Here is a 21,129-nt window from a genome sequence, read left to right as displayed (position 1 = left end):
TGTTCGCACGGAGCAGCGGGAAGTGGTATAGGGCCTAGTCCCGCCGCCTATGCCACACACATGGTCGAATACTCCCCGTGACCAGCGAGGAGCCGGTTTCGGCCTCAGCCCTCGCCGGTCTCCTTGCGCGTGTGCAACTGCCGTGCCACCTCGGCGATCGAGCCCGACAGCGAGGGGTAGACGGTGAAGGCGTTCGCGATCTGCTCGACGGTCAGATTGTTGTCGACCGCGATCGAGATCGGGTGGATCAGTTCCGAGGCCCGCGGCGCCACGACGACGCCACCGACCACGATCCCGGTGCCCGGGCGGCAGAAGATCTTGACGAAGCCGTCGCGGATGCCCTGCATCTTGGCGCGCGGGTTGCGCAGCAGCGGCAGCTTCACGACCCGGGCGTCGATCTTCCCGCCGTCGACATCGGCCTGGGTGTAGCCGACCGTGGCGATCTCCGGGTCGGTGAAGACGTTCGACGACACGGTCTTCAGGTTCAGCGGGGCCACGGCGTCGCCGAGGAAGTGGTACATCGCGATCCGCCCCTGCATGGCGGCGACGGACGCGAGCGCGAACACACCGGTCACGTCACCGGCCGCGTAGACGCCCGGAGCGGTCGTGCGCGACACCTTGTCGGTCCAGATGTGACCCGACTCGCGCAGCCTGACCCCGGCGTCCTCCAGCCCCATGCCCGCGCTGTTGGGCACGGCACCGACGGCCATCAGGCAGTGCGACCCGGTGATGACGCGCCCGTCGGAGAGGGTCACCTCGACCCGGTCCCCGACCCGCTTGGCGGACTGCGCCCGGGTACGCCCCATGACGTTCATGCCGCGCCGCCGGAAGACGTCCTCCAGCACGGCGGCCGCGTCCGGGTCCTCGCCCGGCAGAACGCGGTCCCGCGACGACACGAGCGTCACCCTCGAGCCCAGCGCCTGGTAGGCACCCGCGAACTCGGCACCGGTCACACCCGACCCGACCACGATCAGCTCCTCGGGGAGCTCGTTCAGGTCGTACACCTGGGTCCAGTTCAGGATCCGCTCACCATCCGGCAGGGCATCGGGCAGCTCGCGCGGATGCCCACCGGTGGCGATGAGCACCGCATCAGCCGTAAGAGTCTCTTCACTCCCGTCAGCGGCGCGCACCACGACCTTCCGCGACCCGTCGAGCGCCTGCATGCCCTCCAGCCGCCCGCGCCCGCGCATGACACGCGCCCCGGCACGCGTCACGGAGGCGGCGATGTCGTGCGACTGGGCGAGCGCGAGCCGCTTCACACGCCGGTTGACCTTCCCCAGGTCGACCCCCACCACCCGGGCGGACTGCTCCATGGGCGGGGTGTCGTCGGCGACGATGATCCCCAGCTCCTCGTACGACGAGTCGAAGGTGGTCATCACCTCGGCCGTCGCGATCAGAGTCTTCGACGGTACGCAGTCGGTGAGCACCGACGCCCCGCCCAGACCGTCGCAATCGACGACGGTCACCTCCGCGCCGAGTTGAGCGGCCACCAGCGCCGCTTCGTATCCGCCGGGTCCGCCACCGATGATCACGATCCGAGTCACGTACTCCATTGTCCCGCACCCCTCAACGCGATACCGCCCGGGGGCCCGCCGCGATGCGGCTCCGTTACGCGAGTGACGCGAGTCCGCCTGCCGTACCCTTCCCCCATGTCGCTCTACGCCGCGTACGCCGGCAACCTCGACGCGCGGCTGATGTCCCGCCGCGCCCCGCACTCGCCGCTGCGCGCCACCGGCTGGCTGAACGGGTGGCGGCTGACCTTCGGGGGCGAGCACATGGGCTGGGAGGGCGCCCTGCCGACGATCGTCGAGGACCCCACCTCCCAGGTCTTCGTCTCCCTGTACGACATCGCCCCCATGGACGAGGACTCGATGGACCGCTGGGAGGGCGTGGGCCTGGAGATCTACCGGCGCACACGCGTACGGGTCCACACCCTGGAGGGCGACGAGCCGGCCTGGTCCTACGCCCTCAACGCCTACGAGGGCGGCCTCCCCTCCGCCCGCTACCTGGGCGAGATCGCCGACGCCGCCGAATCGGCGGGGGCCCCGCACGACTACGTGATGGAACTCCGCAAGCGCCCCTGCTGAGCCACATCGTCGGAAACGACAAGACAACGATCGCCACCCCGTTGGCTCCACCATCTACGCGCGTAGGCATTCACCGGCTACCCTCGTCGGCGTGAACGCATCTCTTCTTCCGGACGACATCCAGGGCGCCGCCCCGATCGACCCCAGGGCCTCCGCCGACGCCGCCGCGGCCCGCCTGCGCGAACTCACGGGCGCCGAGACCCACGACGTCGCCCTCGTGATGGGCTCCGGCTGGGCCCCGGCCGTGGACGCCCTGGGCGCCCCCGACGCCGAGTTCCAGGTCACCGAGCTGCCCGGCTTCCCGCCCCCGGCGGTCGAGGGCCACGGAGGCAAGATCCGCTCGTACAAGATCGGCGACAAGCGCGCCCTGGTCTTCCTCGGCCGCACGCACTACTACGAGGGCCGCGGCGTGGCCGCCGTCGCCCACGGCGTCCGCACCGCCGTCTCGGCCGGCTGCAAGACGATCGTCCTCACCAACGGCTGCGGCGGCCTGCGCGAGGGCATGCGCCCCGGCCAGCCGGTCCTGATCAGCGACCACATCAACCTCACGGCGACCTCCCCCATCATCGGCGCCAACTTCGTCGACCTCACCGACCTCTACTCCCCGCGCCTGCGCGCCCTGTGCAAGGAGGTCGACCCCACCCTGGAGGAGGGCGTCTACGCCCAGTTCCCCGGCCCGCACTACGAGACTCCGGCCGAGATCCGCATGGCCCGCGTCATCGGCGCGGACCTGGTGGGCATGTCGACGGTCCTCGAGGCGATCGCCGCGCGGGAGGCGGGTGCAGAGGTTCTCGGCATCTCCCTGGTGACCAATCTCGCGGCGGGCATGACGGGAGAGCCCCTCAACCACGAGGAGGTCCTCCAGGCCGGACGCGACTCCGCGACGAGGATGGGTTCCCTGCTCGCCCAGGTCCTGGGACGCCTGTAAGCACCCGGCGTCGATGCTGGAGCCGGGTGGGTCCGCAGCCCGGCGGAAACGGGGTGCCGCTGCGCCCACCCGTGCCGCCCTTAGCGGCACGATTGCCCGCAGCTGAGCGGACCCGCACCCGCCGGCTCACGGAAGGGGACGTGTCGGGGGGTGTCCGCCCGCAGCTGGTTGGCGCGTCAACGGACGGTTAGTCGGTATCCGACCCCATCGCGCCGTTCCGAGGACGGACACCCCCCGACACGGCCCCGACCCACCACCCGGCGCAAGGCGCTACGCGCACCCCCGACAACCGAGAGGCTGACCCCGACCGTGCACGACGAACTCATCGCACAGGCCCAGGCGTGGCTCACCGAGGACCCCGACCCGGACACCCGCACCGAGCTCGCCCGCCTCATCGACGCCCAGGACCACACCGAACTCGCCGCCCGCTTCACCGGCACCCTCCAGTTCGGCACCGCCGGCCTCCGCGGCGAACTCGGCGCCGGCCCCATGCGCATGAACCGCTCGGTCGTCATCCGCGCCGCCGCGGGCCTCGCCGCGTACCTCAAGAAGCAGGGCCACGACAACGGCCTGGTCGTCATCGGCTACGACGCCCGCCACAAGTCAGTCGACTTCGCCCTGGACACCGCTGCCGTCATGACCGGCGCCGGCCTCCGCGCCGCGGTCCTCCCCCGCCCCCTCCCCACCCCCGTCCTCGCCTTCGCCATACGGCACCTCGGCGCGGTCGCCGGCGTAGAGGTCACCGCCAGCCACAACCCACCCCGCGACAACGGCTACAAGGTCTACCTGGGCGACGGCTCCCAGATCGTCCCCCCAGCCGACATCGACATCGCGGCAGAGATCGCCGCCATCCAGTCCCTCACCACCGTCCCCCGCCCCACCCTCGGCTGGGACACCCTCGACGACAGCGTCCTCGACGCCTACCTCGCCCGCACCGACGCCGTCCTGGCCAAGGACTCCCCCCGCACGGCCCGCACGGTGTACACGGCGATGCACGGCGTAGGCAAGGACGTCCTCCTCGCGGCCTTCGCCCGCGCAGGCTTCCCGACGCCGGCCCTCGTCACGGAACAGGCCGACCCAGACCCGGACTTCCCGACCGTCGCGTTCCCCAACCCGGAGGAACCCGGCGCGATGGACCTGGCCTTCGCCACCGCCCGCGAAACCACCCCCGACCTGATCATCGCCAACGACCCGGACGCGGACCGCTGCGCCGTCGCAGTACGAGACGGCGACGGAAACGGCAACGACACCGCCGCCGCCGACACCGACTGGCGCATGCTCCGCGGCGACGAGGTCGGCGCCCTCCTCGCCGCCCACCTGGTCCACCGCGGAGCGACCGGCACGTTCGCGGAGTCGATCGTCTCGTCCTCCCTCCTCGGCCGTATCGCCGAGAAGGCGGGCCTCCCCCACGTCGAGACCCTCACCGGCTTCAAGTGGATCGCCCGCGCCGAGGGCCTGCGCTACGGCTACGAAGAGGCCCTGGGCTACTGCGTGGACCCCGACGGCGTACGCGACAAGGACGGCATCACGGCCGCCCTCCTGATCACGGAACTGGCGTCGCGGCTCAAGTCGGAAGGCCGCACCCTCCTCGATCTCCTCGACGACCTGGCCGTGGAACACGGCCTGCACGCCACGGACCAGTTGTCGGTCCGCGTCGAGGACCTCTCCCTCATCGCCGCCGCGATGCGCCGCCTGCGCGAACAGCCCCCGACCGAACTCGCCGGCCTGCCCATCACCCGCACCGACGACCTCACCCAGGGCACGGAAAGCCTCCCGCCCACCGACGGCCTGCGCTACACGCTCGACGGCGCCCGGGTGATCGTCCGCCCGAGCGGCACGGAGCCGAAGCTGAAGTGCTACCTGGAGGTCGTGATCCCGGTCGCGTCACACACCGACCTCCCCGCGGCCCGCGCGAAGGCGACGACGCTACTGGAGTCGATCAAGCGCGACCTGTCGAAGGCAGCGGGCATCTGACCAGACGAAAAGGGGTGCCCCGACCAGGGCACCCCAGGTCGACCGCCACCACGCCCCACCCCGAAGCCGGCCGAGTCGCTCCGCCCACGGCCGGCCGAACCGCTCTACCCCACAGCCAGCAGAATCGCGACGAGCACCACCCCGGCAACCGCCGGCCCCACCACCTCATAGGCCCACCGCACGGTCACCTCACCCTGCGCCGTCTCCGCCCGGTGCCGCGCCTCGTGCAGCCCCCGCAGCTCGTCCATGACCTGGTCGGTCTCCGCACGCGCGGGCCCCTCGGGCTCCGGACCACCACCGAGGCCCTGCCCCAGCCCCGCACGCATCCCGAGCGCGCTGCCACGCCCCTCGTCCCGCCCCATGGTCCGCCGTGCCTGCGCGGTCGCCCGCATCTCACGCCGCGCGGCCTTCTTGCGGGCGCGCAGCGACACGGGGACGGCCCACAGCTGGTACTTGGCGCCGGACTCGGTGAGGACCTCGTTCGAGTAGGCGGACTTCAGCGAGGCGACCTGCCCCCAGGGCAGCGCGATGACGCGGAAGGGGTTGCGGATCCGCAGCCGGTCGTCGCCGGCGTACACGGCGGGCCGCAGGGTGAAGGCGACGACGAGCGGCACGATGAGCAGCATCAGCGCGAGCGCCAGCCACTGCGTGCGCCCCTCCCCCGAGACGAGCGCGTCGATGCCGAGCCACCCGGCGATGGCGAGCAGCAGCACGCCACCGGCGATGGCCGGGACCGACCGGTAGACCCGGTCCTTGGACTCGGGCTCCGGCTGCGGCGCGGGCGACTGGGACTCGGGGCTCGTCATACCTCGATTCTGCCGGACGCCGACACCCTCACCCCCGGCACCCCGGCTCAGTCCACCGCACCCCACCCACAGCCGTCCGCTCCACCGCCTCCCCACCCAAGACAACCCGGGGGCTGTACAGCCGCTACGCGCGTAGATATGCTCGTCTGGTGACCATGCCCAGTTCTGCACTCACCGCAGCTCACCCCCTCAAGGACGTCACCGCGTCCGACAGCGCGCTGCGCCGCTTCCTCCACGGGCTCCCCGGCGTCGACGCGGTCGGACTCGAGGGACGTGCGGCCTCCCTCGGTACGCGCTCGATCAAGACGACCGCGAAGGCGTACGCCATCGACCTCGCCATCTCGATGGTCGATCTGACGACGCTGGAAGGCGCGGACACCCCGGGCAAGGTCCGGGCGCTCGGCGCCAAGGCGGTCAAGCCCGACCCGACCGACCGTTCGACGCCCAGCACGGCGGCGGTCTGCGTGTATCCCGACATGGTGGCCGTGGCCAAGGAGGCCGTTGCCGGCTCCGACGTGAAGGTCGCCTCCGTCGCCACGTCGTTCCCGGCGGGCCGCGCCCCGCTCACCATCAAGCTGGCCGACGTCCGCGAGGCCGTCGCCGCGGGCGCCGACGAGATCGACATGGTCATCGACCGCGGCGCGTTCCTCGCGGGCCGGTACCTGAAGGTGTACGACGAGATCACCGCCGTACGGGAGGCCTGCGGTACCTCCGCGCGCCTGAAGGTCATCTTCGAGACGGGCGAGCTGTCCACGTACGACAACATCCGCCGCGCGAGCTGGCTCGGGATGCTGGCGGGCGCGGACTTCATCAAGACGTCCACCGGCAAGGTCGCCGTCAACGCGACCCCGGCGAACACGCTGCTCATGCTGGAGGCGGTGCGTGACTTCCGTGCGCAGACCGGCATCCAGGTCGGCGTGAAGCCGGCCGGCGGCATCCGCACGTCGAAGGACGCCATCAAGTTCCTGGTCCTGGTCAACGAGACCGCGGGCGAGGACTGGCTGGACAACCACTGGTTCCGCTTCGGCGCCTCCTCGCTGCTGAACGACCTGCTGATGCAGCGCCAGAAGCTGGCCACCGGCCGCTACTCCGGCCCCGACTACGTGACGGTGGACTGAGCCCCATGAAGAGGGAAAACGTGGCACCCGCATTCGAATACGCCCCTGCCCCCGAGTCCCGCGCGGTCGTCGACATCGCGCCCTCGTACGGCCTGTTCATCGACGGTGAGTTCACCGAGGCGGCCGACGGCAAGGTCTTCAAGACGGTCAGCCCCTCCTCCGAGGAGGTCCTCTCCGAGATCGCCCAGGCGGGCGAGGCGGACGTGGACCGCGCCGTACAGGCCGCCCGCAAGGCCTTCGAGAAGTGGTCGGCCCTCCCGGGCGCGGAGCGCGCGAAGTACCTCTTCCGCATCGCCCGCATCATCCAGGAGCGCTCCCGCGAACTCGCCGTCCTCGAAACGCTCGACAACGGCAAGCCGATCAAGGAGACCCGCGACGCCGACCTGCCCCTGGTCGCCGCGCACTTCTTCTACTACGCGGGCTGGGCCGACAAGCTCGACCACGCCGGCTACGGCGCGAACCCGAAGCCGCTCGGAGTGGCGGGCCAGGTCATCCCCTGGAACTTCCCGCTCCTGATGCTGGCGTGGAAGATCGCCCCGGCACTCGCGACGGGCAACACGGTCGTCCTGAAGCCCGCCGAGACGACCCCCCTCTCGGCGCTCTTCTTCGCGGACATCTGCCGCCAGGCCGGTCTCCCCAAGGGCGTCGTCAACATCCTCCCCGGCTACGGCGACACGGGCGCCGCGCTGGTGGGCCACCCGGACGTGAACAAGGTCGCCTTCACCGGCTCCACGGCCGTCGGCAAGCAGATCGCGCGCACGGTCGCCGGCACCCGCAAGAAGCTCACGCTGGAACTGGGCGGCAAGGGCGCCAACATCGTCTTCGACGACGCCCCGATCGACCAGGCCGTCGAGGGCATCGTGAACGGCATCTTCTTCAACCAGGGCCAGGTCTGCTGCGCCGGCAGCCGTCTCCTGGTCCAGGAGTCGATCCAGGACGAGCTGCTCGATTCCCTCAAGCGCCGCCTGTCGACGCTCCGGCTCGGCGACCCGCTCGACAAGAACACGGACATCGGAGCGATCAACTCCGAGGAGCAGCTCACGCGCATCACCTCCCTCGTCGAGCAGGGCGAGGCGGAGGGCGCCGAGCGCTGGTCGCCGGCCTGCGAACTTCCGGAGAGCGGCTACTGGTTCGCCCCGACGCTCTTCACGAACGTCACCCAGGCGCACCGGATCGCCCGCGACGAGATCTTCGGCCCGGTGCTGTCGGTCCTGACCTTCCGCACGCCGGACGAGGCGGTCGCCAAGGCCAACAACACGCAGTACGGCCTCTCCGCCGGCATCTGGACGGAGAAGGGCTCGCGCATCCTGGCGGTCGCGAACAAGCTCCGCGCGGGTGTCGTCTGGTCCAACACGTTCAACAAGTTCGACCCGACCTCGCCGTTCGGCGGGTACAAGGAGTCGGGCTTCGGCCGCGAGGGCGGCCGCCACGGCCTGGAGGCGTACCTCGATGTCTGATCGGCTCAACGTCCTGAAGACCTACAAGCTGTACGTCGGCGGGAAGTTCCCGCGTTCCGAGAGCGGCCGGGTGTACGAGGTGACGGACTCCAAGGGCAAGTGGCTGGCGAACGCGCCCCTGTCCTCCCGCAAGGACGCCCGGGACGCCGTGGTCGCGGCCCGCAAGGCGTTCGGCGCCTGGTCCGGGGCGACGGCGTACAACCGCGGCCAGGTCCTCTACCGCGTCGCCGAGATGCTGGAGGGCCGCCGCGACCAGTTCACGCGTGAGGTGGCCGACGCCGAGGGCCTGTCGAAGTCCAAGGCGGCGGCGGTCGTGGACGCGACGATCGACCGCTGGGTCTGGTACGCGGGCTGGACCGACAAGATCGCCCAGGTGGTCGGCGGCGGCAACCCGGTGGCGGGCCCGTTCTTCAACCTGTCCTCTCCCGAGCCGACGGGCGTGGTCGCGGTGCTGGCCCCGCAGGAGTCGTCCTTCCTGGGCCTGGTGTCGGTCCTCGCCCCGGTGATCGCGACCGGCAACACGGCGATCGTGGTGGCGAGCGAGAAGTCCCCGCTGCCCGCCCTGTCCCTGGCCGAGGTGCTGGCCACCTCGGACGTCCCCGGCGGTGTGGTCAACGTCCTCTCGGGCCGCACGGCGGAGATCGCGACCCCGCTCGCCTCCCACCAGGACGTCAACGCGATCGACCTCGCGGGCGCCGACGAGGTCCTCGCGAAGGAACTGGAGATCGCGGCGGCCGACAACCTCAAGCGCGTTCTCCGTCCACAGCCTGTGGATTACGCGGAGACCCCGGGCACCGACCGCATGACGGCGTTCCTGGAGACGAAAACGGTCTGGCACCCCACGGGGTCACTGGGCGCGTCGGGTTCCTCGTACTAGACGCACTCTTCCGGTACGGAAGCCCCGGCCCTCCTCCGTCCAGGAGGGCCGGGGCTTCTCCGTAGGCGGCCTCGCTCAGATCCCGAGCCGCCGCGCGATGCCGTCCAGCACGCAGTCGAGCCCGAACGCGAACTCCCAGGCCCGGTCGTCCTTGCGGGCCGCGCTGAGGGCGTACTGCTCGTACGCCGGATAGCGGCCCGTGCTCATCAGGTAGACCATCTGCGGGGCGAGCGCCCGGCGGGTCTCGTCGCCGCTGGTCCAGCCGTGCCGTTCCTGGTACTCCCGCACGGCGATCTCGGACTGGGCGGACCCGTGCACGAAGGAGGTGACGGCCCGGAAGGCGGCCATCACCGAGTCGGCGTCCAGGCCGCAGACGGCGAGCGCGGCCAACTGCCGTTCCGCCACGGCCATCCGCGACGGCGTCAGCGTGATCACCGGCGTGGGCATGACGGCCATCCACGGGTGGGCGAGCATCAGCTCCCGTGTCTGGAGGGCGTAGGAGCGCAGCACGTCCCGCCAGTCCGTCGCCCCGTCCGGCACGGTCAGCTCCCGGGACACCCGGTCGATCATGAGCGCCCAGAGGTCGTCCTTGCCGTTGACGTGCCGGTAGGCGGCCATGGGCGCGACGCCGAGCTTCGTGGCGAGACGGCGCATGGTGACGGCCGCGCCGCCCTCCTCGTCGGCGATCTCGACCGCGGCGGCGGCGATCCGCTCCAGGGTCAGTGAGGTGCGAGGGGCCGGAGCGGGCCGCTCCATGCGCTCCCAGAGGGAGGGCGCCTCCGCCCCGCTCTCCTCGCCCTCCTTCTTCTTCGCGACCGCCATGGTCCGCTCCTCCCGGTCGAATGTCGTGTACAGCGTATCTCCAGTAGACGTCGTACACATCGCTGTGTACGTTGTACGCACTGAAGATACGCTGTACACATCCAGGGGGAGACCCATGCCCGCCACCACCGAACCGCTCCACGTCGCCGTCCTCGTTGGCTCGACCCGGGAGGGACGCTTCGCGCCGGTCGTGACCAAGTGGCTGACCGGCCACCTCGACCAGCGCGACGACCTGCGCGCCGATGTCGTCGACCTCGCTCAGACGCCGCTGCCGACGGTGTTCCCGGCCTTCGGCCGGCAGCCGCCGCCCGGCACCGAGGAGCAACTGGCCCTCGTGTCCCCACGGCTCGCGGCGGCCGACGCCTTCGTCCTCGTCACACCCGAGTACAACCACAGCTTCCCGGCGTCCCTGAAGAACGCGATCGACTGGCACGGCGAGGAATGGCACGGCAAGCCGGTCGGCTTCGTCTCCTACGGCGGCCTGTCCGGCGGTCTGCGCGCGGTGGAGCAGCTACGGGTCGTCATGGCCGAGGTGAACGCCACGACCATCCGCAACACCGTCAGCTTCCACAACGCCTGGAGCCGCTTCGACGAGGACGGCATCTGCACGGAACCCGCCGCCGACACGGCCGCGAAGGCCCTGCTCGACCAGCTCGCCTGGTGGGGCCACGCCCTGCGGGACGCCAAGTCCGTCCGCGACTACGTCGCATGACCGGGGAGACCACGGCCTCGCCCGCGAGCACGGCACATCCGGCCCGGCCGGACGCCCCGCCCTCCCGGCTCGTCGTCCTCGGCCTGCTGCTCGGCATCGTGCTCGCCACGCTCGACGGAACCGTCGTCGGCACCGCGCTGCCCACCATCGTCGGCGACCTGGGCGGCCTCGACCACCTGTCCTGGGTGATCACGGCCTATCTGCTCACCACCGCCGTCACCACCCCGATCTGGGGGAAACTCGGCGACCTGTACGGCCACAAGGGCAGCTACCTCACCTCCATCACCGTGTTCCTCGCCGGTTCCGTGCTCTGCGGACTCGCCCAGGACATGGGGCAGTTGATCGCCTTCCGGGCCTTTCAGGGCATCGGCGCGGGCGGCCTCTTCGTGGGCGCGCTCGCCCTCATCGGCACCCTGCTCACCCCGGCGGAGGCCGGGCGGGCCCAGTCGCTGATCGGGGTGCTGCTGCCCGCCGCGATGATCGGCGGACCACTGGCCGGCGGCTTCCTCACCGACCAGCTCGACTGGCGCTGGGTGTTCTACGTCAACGTCCCGGTCGGCGCGGTGACGCTCGCCCTGATCGGTTTCGGGGTGCGGCTGCGGGCCGCCCGGGTCAAGGCCCGGATCGACCTGGCCGGAGCCGGGCTGCTGACCGGCGCGATCCTCGCCCTGACCCTCCTCGCGAGCTGGGCCGGGACGACGTACGCCTGGTCCTCGCCGCAGATCCTCGGGCTCGCCCTGGTCTCCGCGGTCGCACTGGCCGCCTTCGTACGGGTCGAGCGGCGCGCCCCGGAACCGGTGATCCCGCCCCGGCTGTTCCGCGACCGCAACTTCTCCGTGGCGCAGGTGCTCAGCTTCGTCACGGGCGCGGCCATGCTGGCGGCGGCGAGCTATCTGCCCCAGTACCTGCAGTTCGTACGGGACATGTCGTCCACCGAGAGCGGACTGCTGCTGCTTCCGCTGATGCTGGGCATGATCGCCGCCCAGCTCGTCATCGGCCGGCGGGTCGGCGACGGCGGGCGGTACCGCGGCTACCCCATCGCGGGCGGTGCGCTGGCCTCGGCGGGGGCGCTGGCCCTGCTGACGCTCGGCACGACCACGACGGCGCCGGTCGCCTCCGGCCTGACGCTGGTGCTGGGCGTGGGCATCGGCTGTCTGATGCAGCCGACGATGCTCATCACGATGAACAGCGCGGAACCACGCGACATGGGCGCGGCCAGTGGCACCCAGACGTTGCTGCGCACCATCGGCGGCTCGCTCGGCGTCGCCGTCCTCGGCTCCGTCTACACCGGCCGGCTCACGGCCGCGGTCACGGACCGGCTCGGCGCCGAGGGCGCCCGGCTGACGGGCGGTGAGCTGACCCCCGAGGCGCTGCGGGACCTGCCGGAGCCGGTCCGGCACGCCTTCCGGGCGGGCGTGGTGGACGGACTACACGGTGTCGCGCTCGGCACGGCCGTCCTGTGCGCCGTGGCGTTCGCGGTGTCCTGGCTGGTCCGGGAGGTCCCGCTGCGGGGCCGCTGAGTTACCGCGAGAGCGGCGCGGTCACCTGCTCCACCACCGGAATGCCCCCGACCGACGGGGCCTGAGCCACCGGCCCCGTCACCTCCCGGGACGCCATCGGCCTGAAGTCGGCGACCTCGGTGCCGACGCTGTTGTCGAGCGGGTCGACTCCCGTGCCGGCGAGGGGATTGGGCTTGAGGCCGGTGACCGTGCCGGTGGCGTAGGCGAGGGTGTCGCTCGCGGCCTGGAGACCGGCCCGGGGGTCGGTCTTCCCCAGGGAGGTGTGCACCACGTCCAGGACCGAGCCGGTGCCCGCCGCGGCCGCCCCCGCCCCCGCCCCCAGCGCCACTCCCGCGGTCGCGAGGACGGCCAGGGCACGCTGGACGGTCGGCTTCTTGGGTGAGTCGTGTCGGGCCATCACTGCCACCTCTTGACGCTTTGGGTAATCGGAACGACACGAAGGGTAGTTGAGATGTGACGCGCGCATCAAAGGCGACCCGCGGGGTCGTACGGTCCCCGATGGATGCCTCACACTGGTGTCCCGTGAGTTCCCCTCTGCCCATACCTACGCGAGTCGTGCTGCTCTGCGGCCCTTCCGGCTCCGGCAAGTCCCTCCTCGCGGCCCGCTCCGGCCTTCCGGTGCTGCGGCTCGACGACTTCTACAAGGAGGGCGACGACCCGACTCTGCCTTCGGTGGAGGGGAGTTCGGACATCGACTGGGACCATCCGGACTCCTGGGACGCGGACACGGCCGTCACCGCGATCACCCAGCTGTGCCGCACGGGCCGTACGGCCGTCCCCGTCTACGACCTCTCGCTCAGCGCCCGCACCGGCGAGGAGACGGTCGAGATCGGACGGACCCCGCTGTTCCTCGCGGAGGGCATCTTCGCCGCGGAGATCGTCACGCGCTGCCGGGAACTCGGCCTCCTGGCCGACGCGCTGTGCCTGAGCCGCGGCCCGGTGAAGACGTTCCGCCGCCGCTTCCTGCGGGATCTGAAGGAGGGCCGCAAGTCGGTGCCGTTCCTGCTGCGCCGCGGCTGGCGCCTGATGCGGCAGGAGCGCTCGATCGTCGCCCGCCAGACCGCGCTGGGCGCGTACGCCTGCGACCGCGACGAGGCGATGGGCCGGCTGGCGGCTGCTGCGGCGGGCCGGTGCGCGAGTCTCCGTACGGCGGCCTGAGCGGCGACGACGCCGGACGGGCGGCGTAAGACGCGGGAACGGAAAAGCGGGACTGGACGGACCCCCCGGCCCTCCAGTCCCGCTCCTGTGTTCCCCCGTGGTGCTCCCCCGTTTCCTCCCCCTCGTTCCCCCGTGTCCCCACTCTCCTGAGGAGACGCCCCCCAGCGTCTCCACAGTCCCCCGTGGGCCCCCTTGTGGTGCTCCCCCCCAGACCTTCAGGCCACGAGCTCGCCGAAGGCGTCTTCCTCGTCACGGCCGAAGCTGAGGACCTCGTCCTCGCGCAGCCGGCGGAGCGACCGCCAGATGCTGGACTTCACCGTGCCGACACTGATGTCGAGGATCTCCGCGATCTCCGGGTCCGTGCGGCCCTCGTAGTAACGAAGGACCAGCATCGTCCGCTGGAGTTCGGGCAGCCGGGCCAGCGCCTGCCACAGGACGGCGCGCAGCTCGGTGCCGCGCATCGCGTCCGTGTCACCGGCGGTCTCCGGCAGTTCCTCGGTCGGGTACTCGTTCAGCTTGCGGCGGCGCCACGCGCTGATGTGCAGGTTGGTCATGGTGCGGCGGAGGTATCCGCCGACCGCTGCCTTGTCACTGATCCGGTCCCACGCTCGGTAGGTCGAGAACAGCGCGCTCTGCAGCAGGTCCTCGGCCTCGAAGCGGTCACCGGTGAGGTGGTAGGCAGTGGCGTACAGGGAGGCGCGGCGCTCCTGGACGTAGGCGGTGAACTCCGCCTCCGACAGCGAGCGGCGCTCCCCCGAGTCCTCCCTGTACGCGGCTCCCCCGTGAGCCTTGTCCCCCGTGCGTGCGTCGACCACCGTCATGTAACCGGTGTGCTGACGCCCGGTGCCGCGAGCGCACCCCCGCCCGCTCACGGCACCGGACTTCTCGGAACCCCGGTGCACGTCGTGCAGACGCGTGATCACTGCGCTGGTGCTGATGCCGTGCAGCGTGTTCATCTCGCGCCCCCCGTCGTGGACTTCCGGTGTGCGGCCCGCCGGTCGGGCGGGCTTCCTTGCCTGTGCCGAAAAGCTTGCCCCGGCACTTTCATCGCCGTGTCCGCCGACTGTCACAGGCCTGTCACAGGGCCCGGCCACAGGCCGACCACGGTTCGTACACAGGCGTCGGCGGTAGGCGCGGGCATGATCTCGGCCCACAGGTCGAACCCCGCCCCCCTCATGGGCCAGAATGAGCCCGTGCCTTCCCTGTTGCTGATCGAGGACGACGACGCCATCCGGACGGCCCTGGAGCTCTCACTGACGCGCCAGGGTCACCGCGTGGCGACCGCTGCCAGTGGTGAGGACGGTCTGAAGCTGCTGCGCGAGCAGCGGCCGGATCTGATCGTGCTGGATGTGATGCTGCCCGGCATCGACGGGTTCGAGGTGTGCCGGCGCATCCGGCGCACGGACCAGTTGCCGATCATCCTGCTGACCGCGCGCAATGACGACATCGACGTGGTCGTCGGGCTGGAGTCCGGCGCCGACGACTATGTCGTCAAACCGGTGCAGGGGCGTGTGCTCGACGCCCGGATCCGGGCCGTGCTGCGGCGCGGCGAGCGGGAGTCCAACGACGCGGCGTCGTTCGGCAGCCTCGTCATCGACCGCTCGGCGATGACCGTGACCAAGAACGGCGAGGACCTCCAGCTCACGCCGACCGAGCTGCGGCTGCTGCTGGAGCTGAGCCGTCGGCCGGGGCAGGCGCTGTCCCGGCAGCAGCTGCTGCGGCTGGTGTGGGAGCACGACTACCTGGGTGACTCGCGGCTCGTGGACGCCTGTGTCCAGCGGCTGCGCGCCAAGGTCGAGGACGTGCCGTCGTCCCCGACTCTGATCCGTACCGTGCGGGGTGTCGGCTACCGGCTGGACGCGCCTCAGTGACACAGGCGCACCAAGGGGGGGCCCGCGGCTGGACCGGGGCGCGCAAGGGAGCTCTGTCGCGGCTGCGCTTCACGAGCCTGCGGCTGAGGCTGGTCGTCGTCTTCGGCCTGGTGGCCCTGACGGCCGCCGTGTCCGCGTCCGGGATCGCCTACTGGCTCAACCGCGAGGCCGTCCTCACACGCACCCAGGACGCCGTGCTGCGCGACTTCGAGCAGGAGATGCAGAACCGGGCGGGCGCGCTGCCCGGGCGGCCGACGCAGGACGAGTTGCAGCACACCGCGGGCCAGATGGCGGGCAGCGACCAGCGCTTCAGCGTGCTGCTGGTCGCCCGCGACGCCGACGGCAGGACCGTCTACGGCAGCTCCGGCGGGCTGAGCGGCTTCTCGCTGCGGGACGTGCCGGCCTCGCTGCGCACGGCGGTGAACAAGACGCAGAAGGTCGACGGGGCCAACAAGCACCCGTACCACCTGTACTGGCAGAGGGTCATAGACCACGACACGCCGTATCTCGTGGCCGGGACGCGGGTGATCGGCGGCGGCCCGACCGGCTACATGCTCAAGTCGCTGGAACCGGAGGCGAAGGATCTGAACTCGCTCGCCTGGTCGCTGGGAATCGCCACGGGACTCGCGCTGATCGGCTCGGCGCTGCTCGCGCAGGCCGCCGCGACGACGGTGCTGAAGCCCGTGCAGCGGCTCGGGACGGCCGCGCGGCGGCTCGGCGAGGGCAAGCTGGACACCCGGCTCAGGGTGTCGGGCACCGACGAACTCGCCGATCTGTCCCGGACGTTCAACAACGCGGCCGAGGCGCTGGAGAAACGGGTCGCCGACATGGCCGCGCGGGACGAGGCGTCCCGCCGGTTCGTCGCGGACATGAGCCATGAGCTGCGTACGCCGCTCACCGCCATCACCGCCGTGACGGAGGTGCTGGAGGAGGAGCTGGAGGCGGAGACCGGGAGCATGGACCCGATGATCGAGCCCGCCGTGCGGCTGGTGGTCAGCGAGACGCGGCGGCTGAACGACCTGGTCGAGAACCTGATGGAGGTCACCCGCTTCGACGCGGGCACCGCCCGGCTCGTCCTGGACGACGTCGACATCGCCGACCAGATCACCGCGTGCATCGACGCCCGGGCCTGGCTGGACGCGGTCGAGCTGGACGCCGAGCGCGGTATCCACGCCCGCCTTGATCCGCGCCGCCTCGACGTCATCCTGGCCAACCTCATCGGCAACGCCCTCAAGCACGGCGGCTCCCCGGTGCGGGTCATCGTCCGCGCGGACGACGACTCGCTCGTCATCGAGGTGCGGGACCACGGGCCCGGCATCCCCGAGGACGTGCTGCCGCATGTCTTCGACCGGTTCTACAAGGCCAGCGCGTCCCGGCCGCGCTCCGAGGGCAGCGGCCTGGGCCTGTCCATCGCACTGGAGAACGCCCACATCCACGGCGGCGAGATCACCGCGGCCAACTCGGCCGACTCGGGCGCGGTGTTCACCCTGCGGCTCCCGCGCGGCACCTCCGCCTCGGCGGACCAGCCCGCCGAGGACGAAGAGGAGCCCGGGCCGGACGCCGACCGGAGCCGGGCCGAGGACTCGAAGGGGGACGCCTGATGACCACCCGACGTCCACGAGCCCTGGCCCGGCTGGCCGGCCTGCCCGTGCTCGCCGTCCTGCTGGCCGGCTGCGGGATCCGGGCCACGGAGGTGCCGACGAACTTCGGGCCCGCGCCCTCGCGGGTGCAGTGTTCGCTGGCTGAGCCGGATGTGTCGACGCAGACCGCGCGGGGGCTGCCGGTGCAGGTGTTCCTGCTGTGCGGGTCCTCGCTGGTGACCGTCGACCGGACCGTACGGGTCCCGGACGGCGCGGCCGACTCCGAGCGGCGCATGCTGGTGGCGCAGGGCCTGCTGGACCAGCTCGCCGAGCCCCCGTCGCCCGCCGAGAAGGAGGCCGGCTACAGCACGGACGTTCGCGGCGGCATCACCGTGGGCGGGCCCCTGAAGGGCGACCCGGAGGACGCGCTGCGGCTGAGCGTGTCGCCGGACAGCCTCACCTCGTACGCCCTGGCACAGATCGTCTGTACCTTCTCCGACTCCGCCGCCGCCGAGGGCGACGGCTCCGTGGTCCTCGGCGGCCCCGGCCCCGAGTCTCCGCGCCGCTACGAGTGCACCGACGAGGTGCGGGCCCGCCCGGGCAGCACGGAACCGCCGTCCAAGGACGTGGCCGGCGAGTGAGGCCCGGGGCGGTCTCCGCCGGGCTGTGGCGCACGCCTCACAGGCCTCCCGGGGGGCATCCCGGAACCGATCCTGCCGGAGGCCGCGTCTAGGGGGGCGTGCAGCGTCATGGCTCCATCGGCGGCAGCGCCGAGTTCCGCATCCGTGTGACAGGAGGTGTCCTCCTCGTCGCACACCTCGCGTTCGTCGCCTGGTTCACGTTGCGGCCCTTGGAGGTGCCCTGGGTGATGCCCGCCAATCTGCGGCCGTTCGACGGCATCCGGGCCGATCTCGCCCTGGGCTGGCCGGGGGCGGCCCGCCGGATCGGCGAGGGGATGGCGCTGCTCGCCCCGCTGGGCGTGCTGCTGCCGATGGTGGGCGGCAGGCTGGTGGTCTCGCCTCTGGCGTCCCTGCTGCGCACCGTCGCAGCCGGGGCGCTGCTGTCGCTGGGCATCGAGCTGTTGCAGACCGGCGTGCCCGGTCAGGTCGTGGATGTCGACTCCCTGTTCCTGAACACCGCGGGCGTGGCCCTCGCGCACCTCGCGCTCGTCCCCGCGGGCCGCTCCTGGCTGCGCCGCCGCACCATCGCGCCCCTGACCCGCACGCCCCTGGCCCCGGAGGAGCCGGCTCAGGGTCGGACCCCGACGATTCCCAGGGTCGGGATCGCCCCGTGGAGCGACGCTTTGCCCCCTTCGTCTCCGTAGCGTGGAGTGCAGATGGGGTACTCGGACGAGAGACCTCGCACACCGACGCTGAAGGAGCCGCACATGTCCCGCCTCGCCCGCCCCACCCACGGCCGCATGATCGGCGGAGTGTGCGCCGCGCTGGCACGGCGCTTCGGCACCTCCACCACGACGATGCGGGTGATCTTCCTGGTCTCCTGCCTGCTGCCCGGCCCGCAGTTCCTGCTGTACATCGCGCTGTGGATCGTGCTGCCCTCGGAGGACAAGGTGCAGAACAAGGCACAGACGGCCTGGTGACCGCCCGCCGCTGAAACGCCGATGGGGCGCACCCTGTGTCCAGGGGTGCGCCCCGTCGGCGTGTGCGTCCGCACGGGCGGGAGGGTCAGGCGAGGGGAATGCCGTTCACCGGGAGCCCGCCGAGCAGCTTGGGGGCCGGGCCGTTCGGGCCCTGGGCGAGCAGCTGCCCGGCGACCGGCTGGGCGGCGGCGAGACCGGTGCCGGCCAGGCTCTGCCCCTGGCCCACCGCCTCGCCCGTGCCCGCCGGCAGCGTCTGGGAGAGCTGCTCCGCCGGGAGCGCCTGAGTGACGCCCCCCAGCGCCTGCGTGGCGTCCGGGACGGCCGGGGCGGCGTCGGCGGCGCCCGCACCGGTGGCGGCGAAGGCGGCACCGAGAGCGGCGACACCGAGGGACTTGGCAGCAGACTGCTTCATGAAAACGCGTCCTCGCAATGGGATGACGGGGTGTGTGAGCGGTGCGGCGACCGTAATCACGCGGCACCACCCGCCGCAAACATCGAAATGCGGACGGCGTGTGAACACCGTCCGCATTCCCTGTGCGCCCTTTCCTCCCGGGTCAGCCCTCCGAATCCACAGAGCCGCTGGTGGAGGCGGTCTGCCGGAACAGCCATTCGGATTTCAGCTCGGCGTATCCGGGCTTGATCACGTCATTGATCATGGCCAGTCGTTCATCGAAAGGAATGAACGCTGATTTCATCGCATTGACTGAGAACCACTGCATGTCGTCGAGCGTGTAACCGAACACCTCGACAAGATGCTCGAATTCCCGGCTCATACTCGTGTAGGACATGAGGCGATTGTCCGTATTGACGGTGGCGCGGAAATGCAGCCGGCGCAGCAGCCCGATGGGGTGTTCGGCGTACGAGGAGGCCGCCCCGGTCTGGAGGTTGGAGCTCGGGCACAGCTCCAGCGGGATGCGCTTGTCCCGGACGTACGAGGCGAGCCGACCGAGTTCGACCCGGCCGTCCTCGTGGACCTGGATGTCGTCGATGATCCGCACGCCGTGGCCGAGCCGGTCGGCGCCGCACCACTGGAGGGCCTGCCAGATGGACGGCAGCCCGAAGGCCTCGCCGGCGTGGATGGTGAAGTGGTTGTTCTCGCGCTTCAGGTACTCGAAGGCGTCCAGGTGCCGGGTGGGCGGGTAGCCGGCCTCGGCACCGGCGATGTCGAACCCCACCACTCCCAGGTCCCGGTGACGGTTGGCGAGTTCGGCGATCTCCAGGGCGCGGGCCGCGTGCCGCATGGCGGTGAGCAGGGCGCCGACGCGGATGCGGTGGCCGTTCTCCCTGGCGCGCCGCTCCCCTTCCCGGAAGCCCTCGTTGACGGCCTCGACCACCTCTTCGAGGCTCAGCCCGCCCTCGAGGTGCTGCTCGGGGGCGTAGCGCACCTCGGCGTAGACGACGCCGTCCTCGGCGAGGTCCTCGGCGCACTCGGCGGCGACCCGGACCAGGGCGTCGCGGGTCTGCATGACGCCGACGGTGTGGGAGAAGGTCTCCAAGTACCGCTCCAGGGAACCGGAGTCGGCGGCCTCCCGGAACCAGATGCCGAGCTTCTCCGGGTCGGTCTCGGGGAGCTGGGTATAGGCGTTCTCGCGGGCGAGTTCGACGATCGTGGCGGGGCGCAGGCCGCCGTCGAGGTGGTCGTGCAGCAGAACCTTGGGCGCCCGGCGGATCTGGTCCGGTGTCGGGGTGTTCGCGATGGTCTGGCTCGTCATTTCCGCACTCTAACTCCTACGCGCGTAGATGGCGCCTCTTCGGCCCCTTTACGTTTTCGTCGATACGTAACGGTGACCCCGAGGACGGGTCGAATACACCCGCGCTTCTGACACTGTTCTGTCATGGCACACCAAGCGACGCCGGTTCGCAGGGCCCGGCTGGGCAGGACACTCGGTCCGGAGCCGACGGCGGTGAGCGGCGTGGTGCTGCTGCTGCCCAACGGGGACGAGGTCTCCGCCCGCAGACCGTCGCCCATGCTGGCGACCGCCTCCGTACGCGCCCTGGGGCGCCGGCTGGCCCGCGCGGGCCGGGACGAGGGTCTGGTCGCGCACGTGGTGCACTACCGCTGCCGCGGCTGGAACGGCGGCGAGGCCAATCTCGCGGCCGATGCCGCGTGGGCGGCCGACGAGGTCGTACGGCGTTACGGGGACGTGCCCGTCTGCCTCGCGGGGATCGGCATGGGCGGCCGGGCCGGACTGCGGGCGGGTGGGCACGAGGCCGTCAACTCCGTGCTGGCGCTGGCCCCCTGGCTGCCGGAGGAGGAAGTGGCGGCGCCACCCGAACCGGTGAAGCAGCTGGTGGGGCGGCAGGTGCTGATCGTGCACGGCACGAACGACGAGCGGACCGATCCCGAGTTGTCGTTCCGGCTGGCGGCGCGGGTGAAGAAGGCGAATCGGGACGTGTGCCGGTTCGAAGTGCATGCGGATGGGCACGGGTTGCACCAGTACCGGGATGAAGTGCTGGCGCTGGCCGAGGACTTCGTGATGGGGGCGGTGTACGGGCGGGCGGTGTCCCGGCCTGTGCGGGACGCGTTCGCCGCGCCGCCGCCGCTGGGGTTGCGGATGCCGTTGGCTGCGGGGTTTGGTTCTTCGTTGCGACGGTAGCGCCGTTTGAGGTGCCTGTGGG

Annotated in this window: 22 protein-coding genes; 15 read left to right on the top strand and 7 right to left on the bottom strand. The window is 71.4% G+C overall.

From position 1 onward, the window contains the following. Positions 1-104 precede the first annotated feature (104 nt). Positions 105-1,553, bottom strand: coding sequence for an NAD(P)H-quinone dehydrogenase (locus tag OHU35_RS27205; protein WP_189722896.1), 1,449 nt, complete (start codon positions 1,551-1,553; stop codon positions 105-107). A 96-nt stretch (positions 1,554-1,649) separates the two neighbouring features. Here OHU35_RS27205 and OHU35_RS27200 point away from each other — a divergent pair, with 96 nt between their 5' ends. The 3 genes from OHU35_RS27200 (at position 1,650) to OHU35_RS27190 (ending at position 4,989) form a co-directional block, all read left to right on the top strand. Further along, positions 1,650-2,087 carry a gamma-glutamylcyclotransferase gene (locus OHU35_RS27200; RefSeq protein ID WP_189722895.1) on the top strand — a complete coding sequence of 146 codons (438 nt, stop codon included), beginning with the start codon at positions 1,650-1,652 and terminating at the stop codon, positions 2,085-2,087. A 91-nt stretch (positions 2,088-2,178) separates the two neighbouring features. Further along, positions 2,179-3,015: a purine-nucleoside phosphorylase gene (locus tag OHU35_RS27195; RefSeq protein WP_189722894.1), complete on the top strand. Its 837-nt coding sequence runs from the start codon at positions 2,179-2,181 to the stop codon at positions 3,013-3,015. A 309-nt stretch (positions 3,016-3,324) separates the two neighbouring features. Next, on the top strand, positions 3,325-4,989 hold the full coding sequence (locus tag OHU35_RS27190; protein ID WP_405507212.1) for a phospho-sugar mutase: 1,665 nt from the start codon (positions 3,325-3,327) through the stop codon (positions 4,987-4,989). A 104-nt stretch (positions 4,990-5,093) separates the two neighbouring features. On the opposite strand, the gene OHU35_RS27185 is transcribed toward OHU35_RS27190, so the two are convergent. After that, the gene (locus OHU35_RS27185) at positions 5,094-5,795 is read right to left on the bottom strand and encodes a PH domain-containing protein (protein ID WP_189722892.1); all 702 of its coding nucleotides are present in this window, start codon (positions 5,793-5,795) and stop codon (positions 5,094-5,096) included. Between the two features lie 155 nt (positions 5,796-5,950). On the opposite strand from OHU35_RS27185, the gene deoC reads away from it, so the two are divergent. From deoC to OHU35_RS27170, 3 genes are read left to right on the top strand one after another with little or no spacing between them, the layout of a single operon-like run. After that, on the top strand, positions 5,951-6,913 hold the full coding sequence (gene deoC, locus OHU35_RS27180; protein WP_189722891.1) for a deoxyribose-phosphate aldolase: 963 nt from the start codon (positions 5,951-5,953) through the stop codon (positions 6,911-6,913). Positions 6,914-6,933: 20 nt separating this feature from the next. Further along, a complete protein-coding gene (locus OHU35_RS27175) occupies positions 6,934-8,370 on the top strand; it encodes an aldehyde dehydrogenase family protein (RefSeq protein WP_189722890.1) in 1,437 nt (478 codons plus the stop codon). Beyond that, on the top strand, positions 8,363-9,247 hold the full coding sequence (locus OHU35_RS27170; RefSeq protein ID WP_405507209.1) for an aldehyde dehydrogenase family protein: 885 nt from the start codon (positions 8,363-8,365) through the stop codon (positions 9,245-9,247). The genes OHU35_RS27175 and OHU35_RS27170 overlap by 8 nt, the downstream gene beginning before the upstream one ends. Positions 9,248-9,322: 75 nt before the next feature. Here OHU35_RS27170 and OHU35_RS27165 read toward each other — a convergent pair whose 3' ends face one another. Next, complete coding sequence (locus tag OHU35_RS27165) at positions 9,323-10,069, bottom strand: TetR/AcrR family transcriptional regulator (protein ID WP_189722888.1); 747 nt, start codon at positions 10,067-10,069, stop codon at positions 9,323-9,325. A 115-nt stretch (positions 10,070-10,184) separates the two neighbouring features. On the opposite strand from OHU35_RS27165, the gene OHU35_RS27160 reads away from it, so the two are divergent. Together OHU35_RS27160 and OHU35_RS27155 are read left to right on the top strand one after the other, a co-directional pair. Beyond that, positions 10,185-10,781: an NADPH-dependent FMN reductase gene (locus OHU35_RS27160; protein WP_405507207.1), complete on the top strand. Its 597-nt coding sequence runs from the start codon at positions 10,185-10,187 to the stop codon at positions 10,779-10,781. Beyond that, entirely contained in the window at positions 10,778-12,301 is a 1,524-nt protein-coding gene (locus OHU35_RS27155) for a DHA2 family efflux MFS transporter permease subunit (protein WP_405507205.1), read from the top strand. Before OHU35_RS27160 ends, OHU35_RS27155 begins: the two co-directional genes overlap by 4 nt. A gap of 1 nt (position 12,302) precedes the next feature. Here the strand turns inward: OHU35_RS27155 and OHU35_RS27150 are convergent, their stop codons facing one another. Next, a complete protein-coding gene (locus OHU35_RS27150; RefSeq protein WP_189722885.1) occupies positions 12,303-12,698 on the bottom strand; it encodes a hypothetical protein in 396 nt (131 codons plus the stop codon). A gap of 56 nt (positions 12,699-12,754) precedes the next feature. Here OHU35_RS27150 and OHU35_RS27145 point away from each other — a divergent pair, with 56 nt between their 5' ends. Next, complete coding sequence (locus OHU35_RS27145; protein ID WP_372498748.1) at positions 12,755-13,459, top strand: uridine kinase; 705 nt, start codon at positions 12,755-12,757, stop codon at positions 13,457-13,459. Positions 13,460-13,674: 215 nt separating this feature from the next. On the opposite strand, the gene OHU35_RS27140 is transcribed toward OHU35_RS27145, so the two are convergent. Beyond that, positions 13,675-14,415, bottom strand: coding sequence for a SigE family RNA polymerase sigma factor (locus tag OHU35_RS27140; RefSeq protein ID WP_189722883.1), 741 nt, complete (start codon positions 14,413-14,415; stop codon positions 13,675-13,677). A 237-nt stretch (positions 14,416-14,652) separates the two neighbouring features. On the opposite strand from OHU35_RS27140, the gene afsQ1 reads away from it, so the two are divergent. The 5 genes from afsQ1 (at position 14,653) to OHU35_RS27115 (ending at position 18,510) form a co-directional block, all read left to right on the top strand. Beyond that, positions 14,653-15,330 carry a two-component system response regulator AfsQ1 gene (gene afsQ1 / locus OHU35_RS27135; protein ID WP_097219620.1) on the top strand — a complete coding sequence of 226 codons (678 nt, stop codon included), beginning with the start codon at positions 14,653-14,655 and terminating at the stop codon, positions 15,328-15,330. Next, a complete protein-coding gene (locus OHU35_RS27130) occupies positions 15,327-16,931 on the top strand; it encodes a HAMP domain-containing sensor histidine kinase (protein WP_359886913.1) in 1,605 nt (534 codons plus the stop codon). The genes afsQ1 and OHU35_RS27130 overlap by 4 nt, the downstream gene beginning before the upstream one ends. Then, positions 16,931-17,551 (top strand): hypothetical protein, encoded by a 621-nt coding sequence (locus tag OHU35_RS27125; RefSeq protein WP_359886915.1) that lies wholly within the window; start codon positions 16,931-16,933, stop codon positions 17,549-17,551. Before OHU35_RS27130 ends, OHU35_RS27125 begins: the two co-directional genes overlap by 1 nt. A 98-nt stretch (positions 17,552-17,649) precedes the next feature. Further along, entirely contained in the window at positions 17,650-18,234 is a 585-nt protein-coding gene (locus OHU35_RS27120) for a VanZ family protein (protein ID WP_189722880.1), read from the top strand. 63 nt (positions 18,235-18,297) lie between these two features. Beyond that, entirely contained in the window at positions 18,298-18,510 is a 213-nt protein-coding gene (locus OHU35_RS27115; RefSeq protein ID WP_189722879.1) for a PspC domain-containing protein, read from the top strand. A gap of 85 nt (positions 18,511-18,595) precedes the next feature. On the opposite strand, the gene OHU35_RS27110 is transcribed toward OHU35_RS27115, so the two are convergent. Then, positions 18,596-18,922 carry an ATP-binding protein gene (locus OHU35_RS27110; RefSeq protein ID WP_189722878.1) on the bottom strand — a complete coding sequence of 109 codons (327 nt, stop codon included), beginning with the start codon at positions 18,920-18,922 and terminating at the stop codon, positions 18,596-18,598. 142 nt (positions 18,923-19,064) lie between these two features. Then, positions 19,065-20,222 carry an adenosine deaminase gene (locus OHU35_RS27105; protein ID WP_189722877.1) on the bottom strand — a complete coding sequence of 386 codons (1,158 nt, stop codon included), beginning with the start codon at positions 20,220-20,222 and terminating at the stop codon, positions 19,065-19,067. A 123-nt stretch (positions 20,223-20,345) separates the two neighbouring features. Between OHU35_RS27105 and OHU35_RS27100 the strand changes: the two genes are divergently transcribed. Further along, positions 20,346-21,107 (top strand): alpha/beta hydrolase, encoded by a 762-nt coding sequence (locus tag OHU35_RS27100; protein ID WP_359886924.1) that lies wholly within the window; start codon positions 20,346-20,348, stop codon positions 21,105-21,107. The last annotated feature ends 22 nt before the right edge of the window (positions 21,108-21,129 follow it).

Source organism: Streptomyces purpurascens, assembly GCF_045040895.1.
In the GTDB taxonomy this organism is placed as follows: domain Bacteria; phylum Actinomycetota; class Actinomycetes; order Streptomycetales; family Streptomycetaceae; genus Streptomyces; species Streptomyces purpurascens.
The sequence above is the reverse complement of the archived record's forward strand: the minus strand, read 5'-3'. Positions and strand labels throughout refer to the sequence as shown.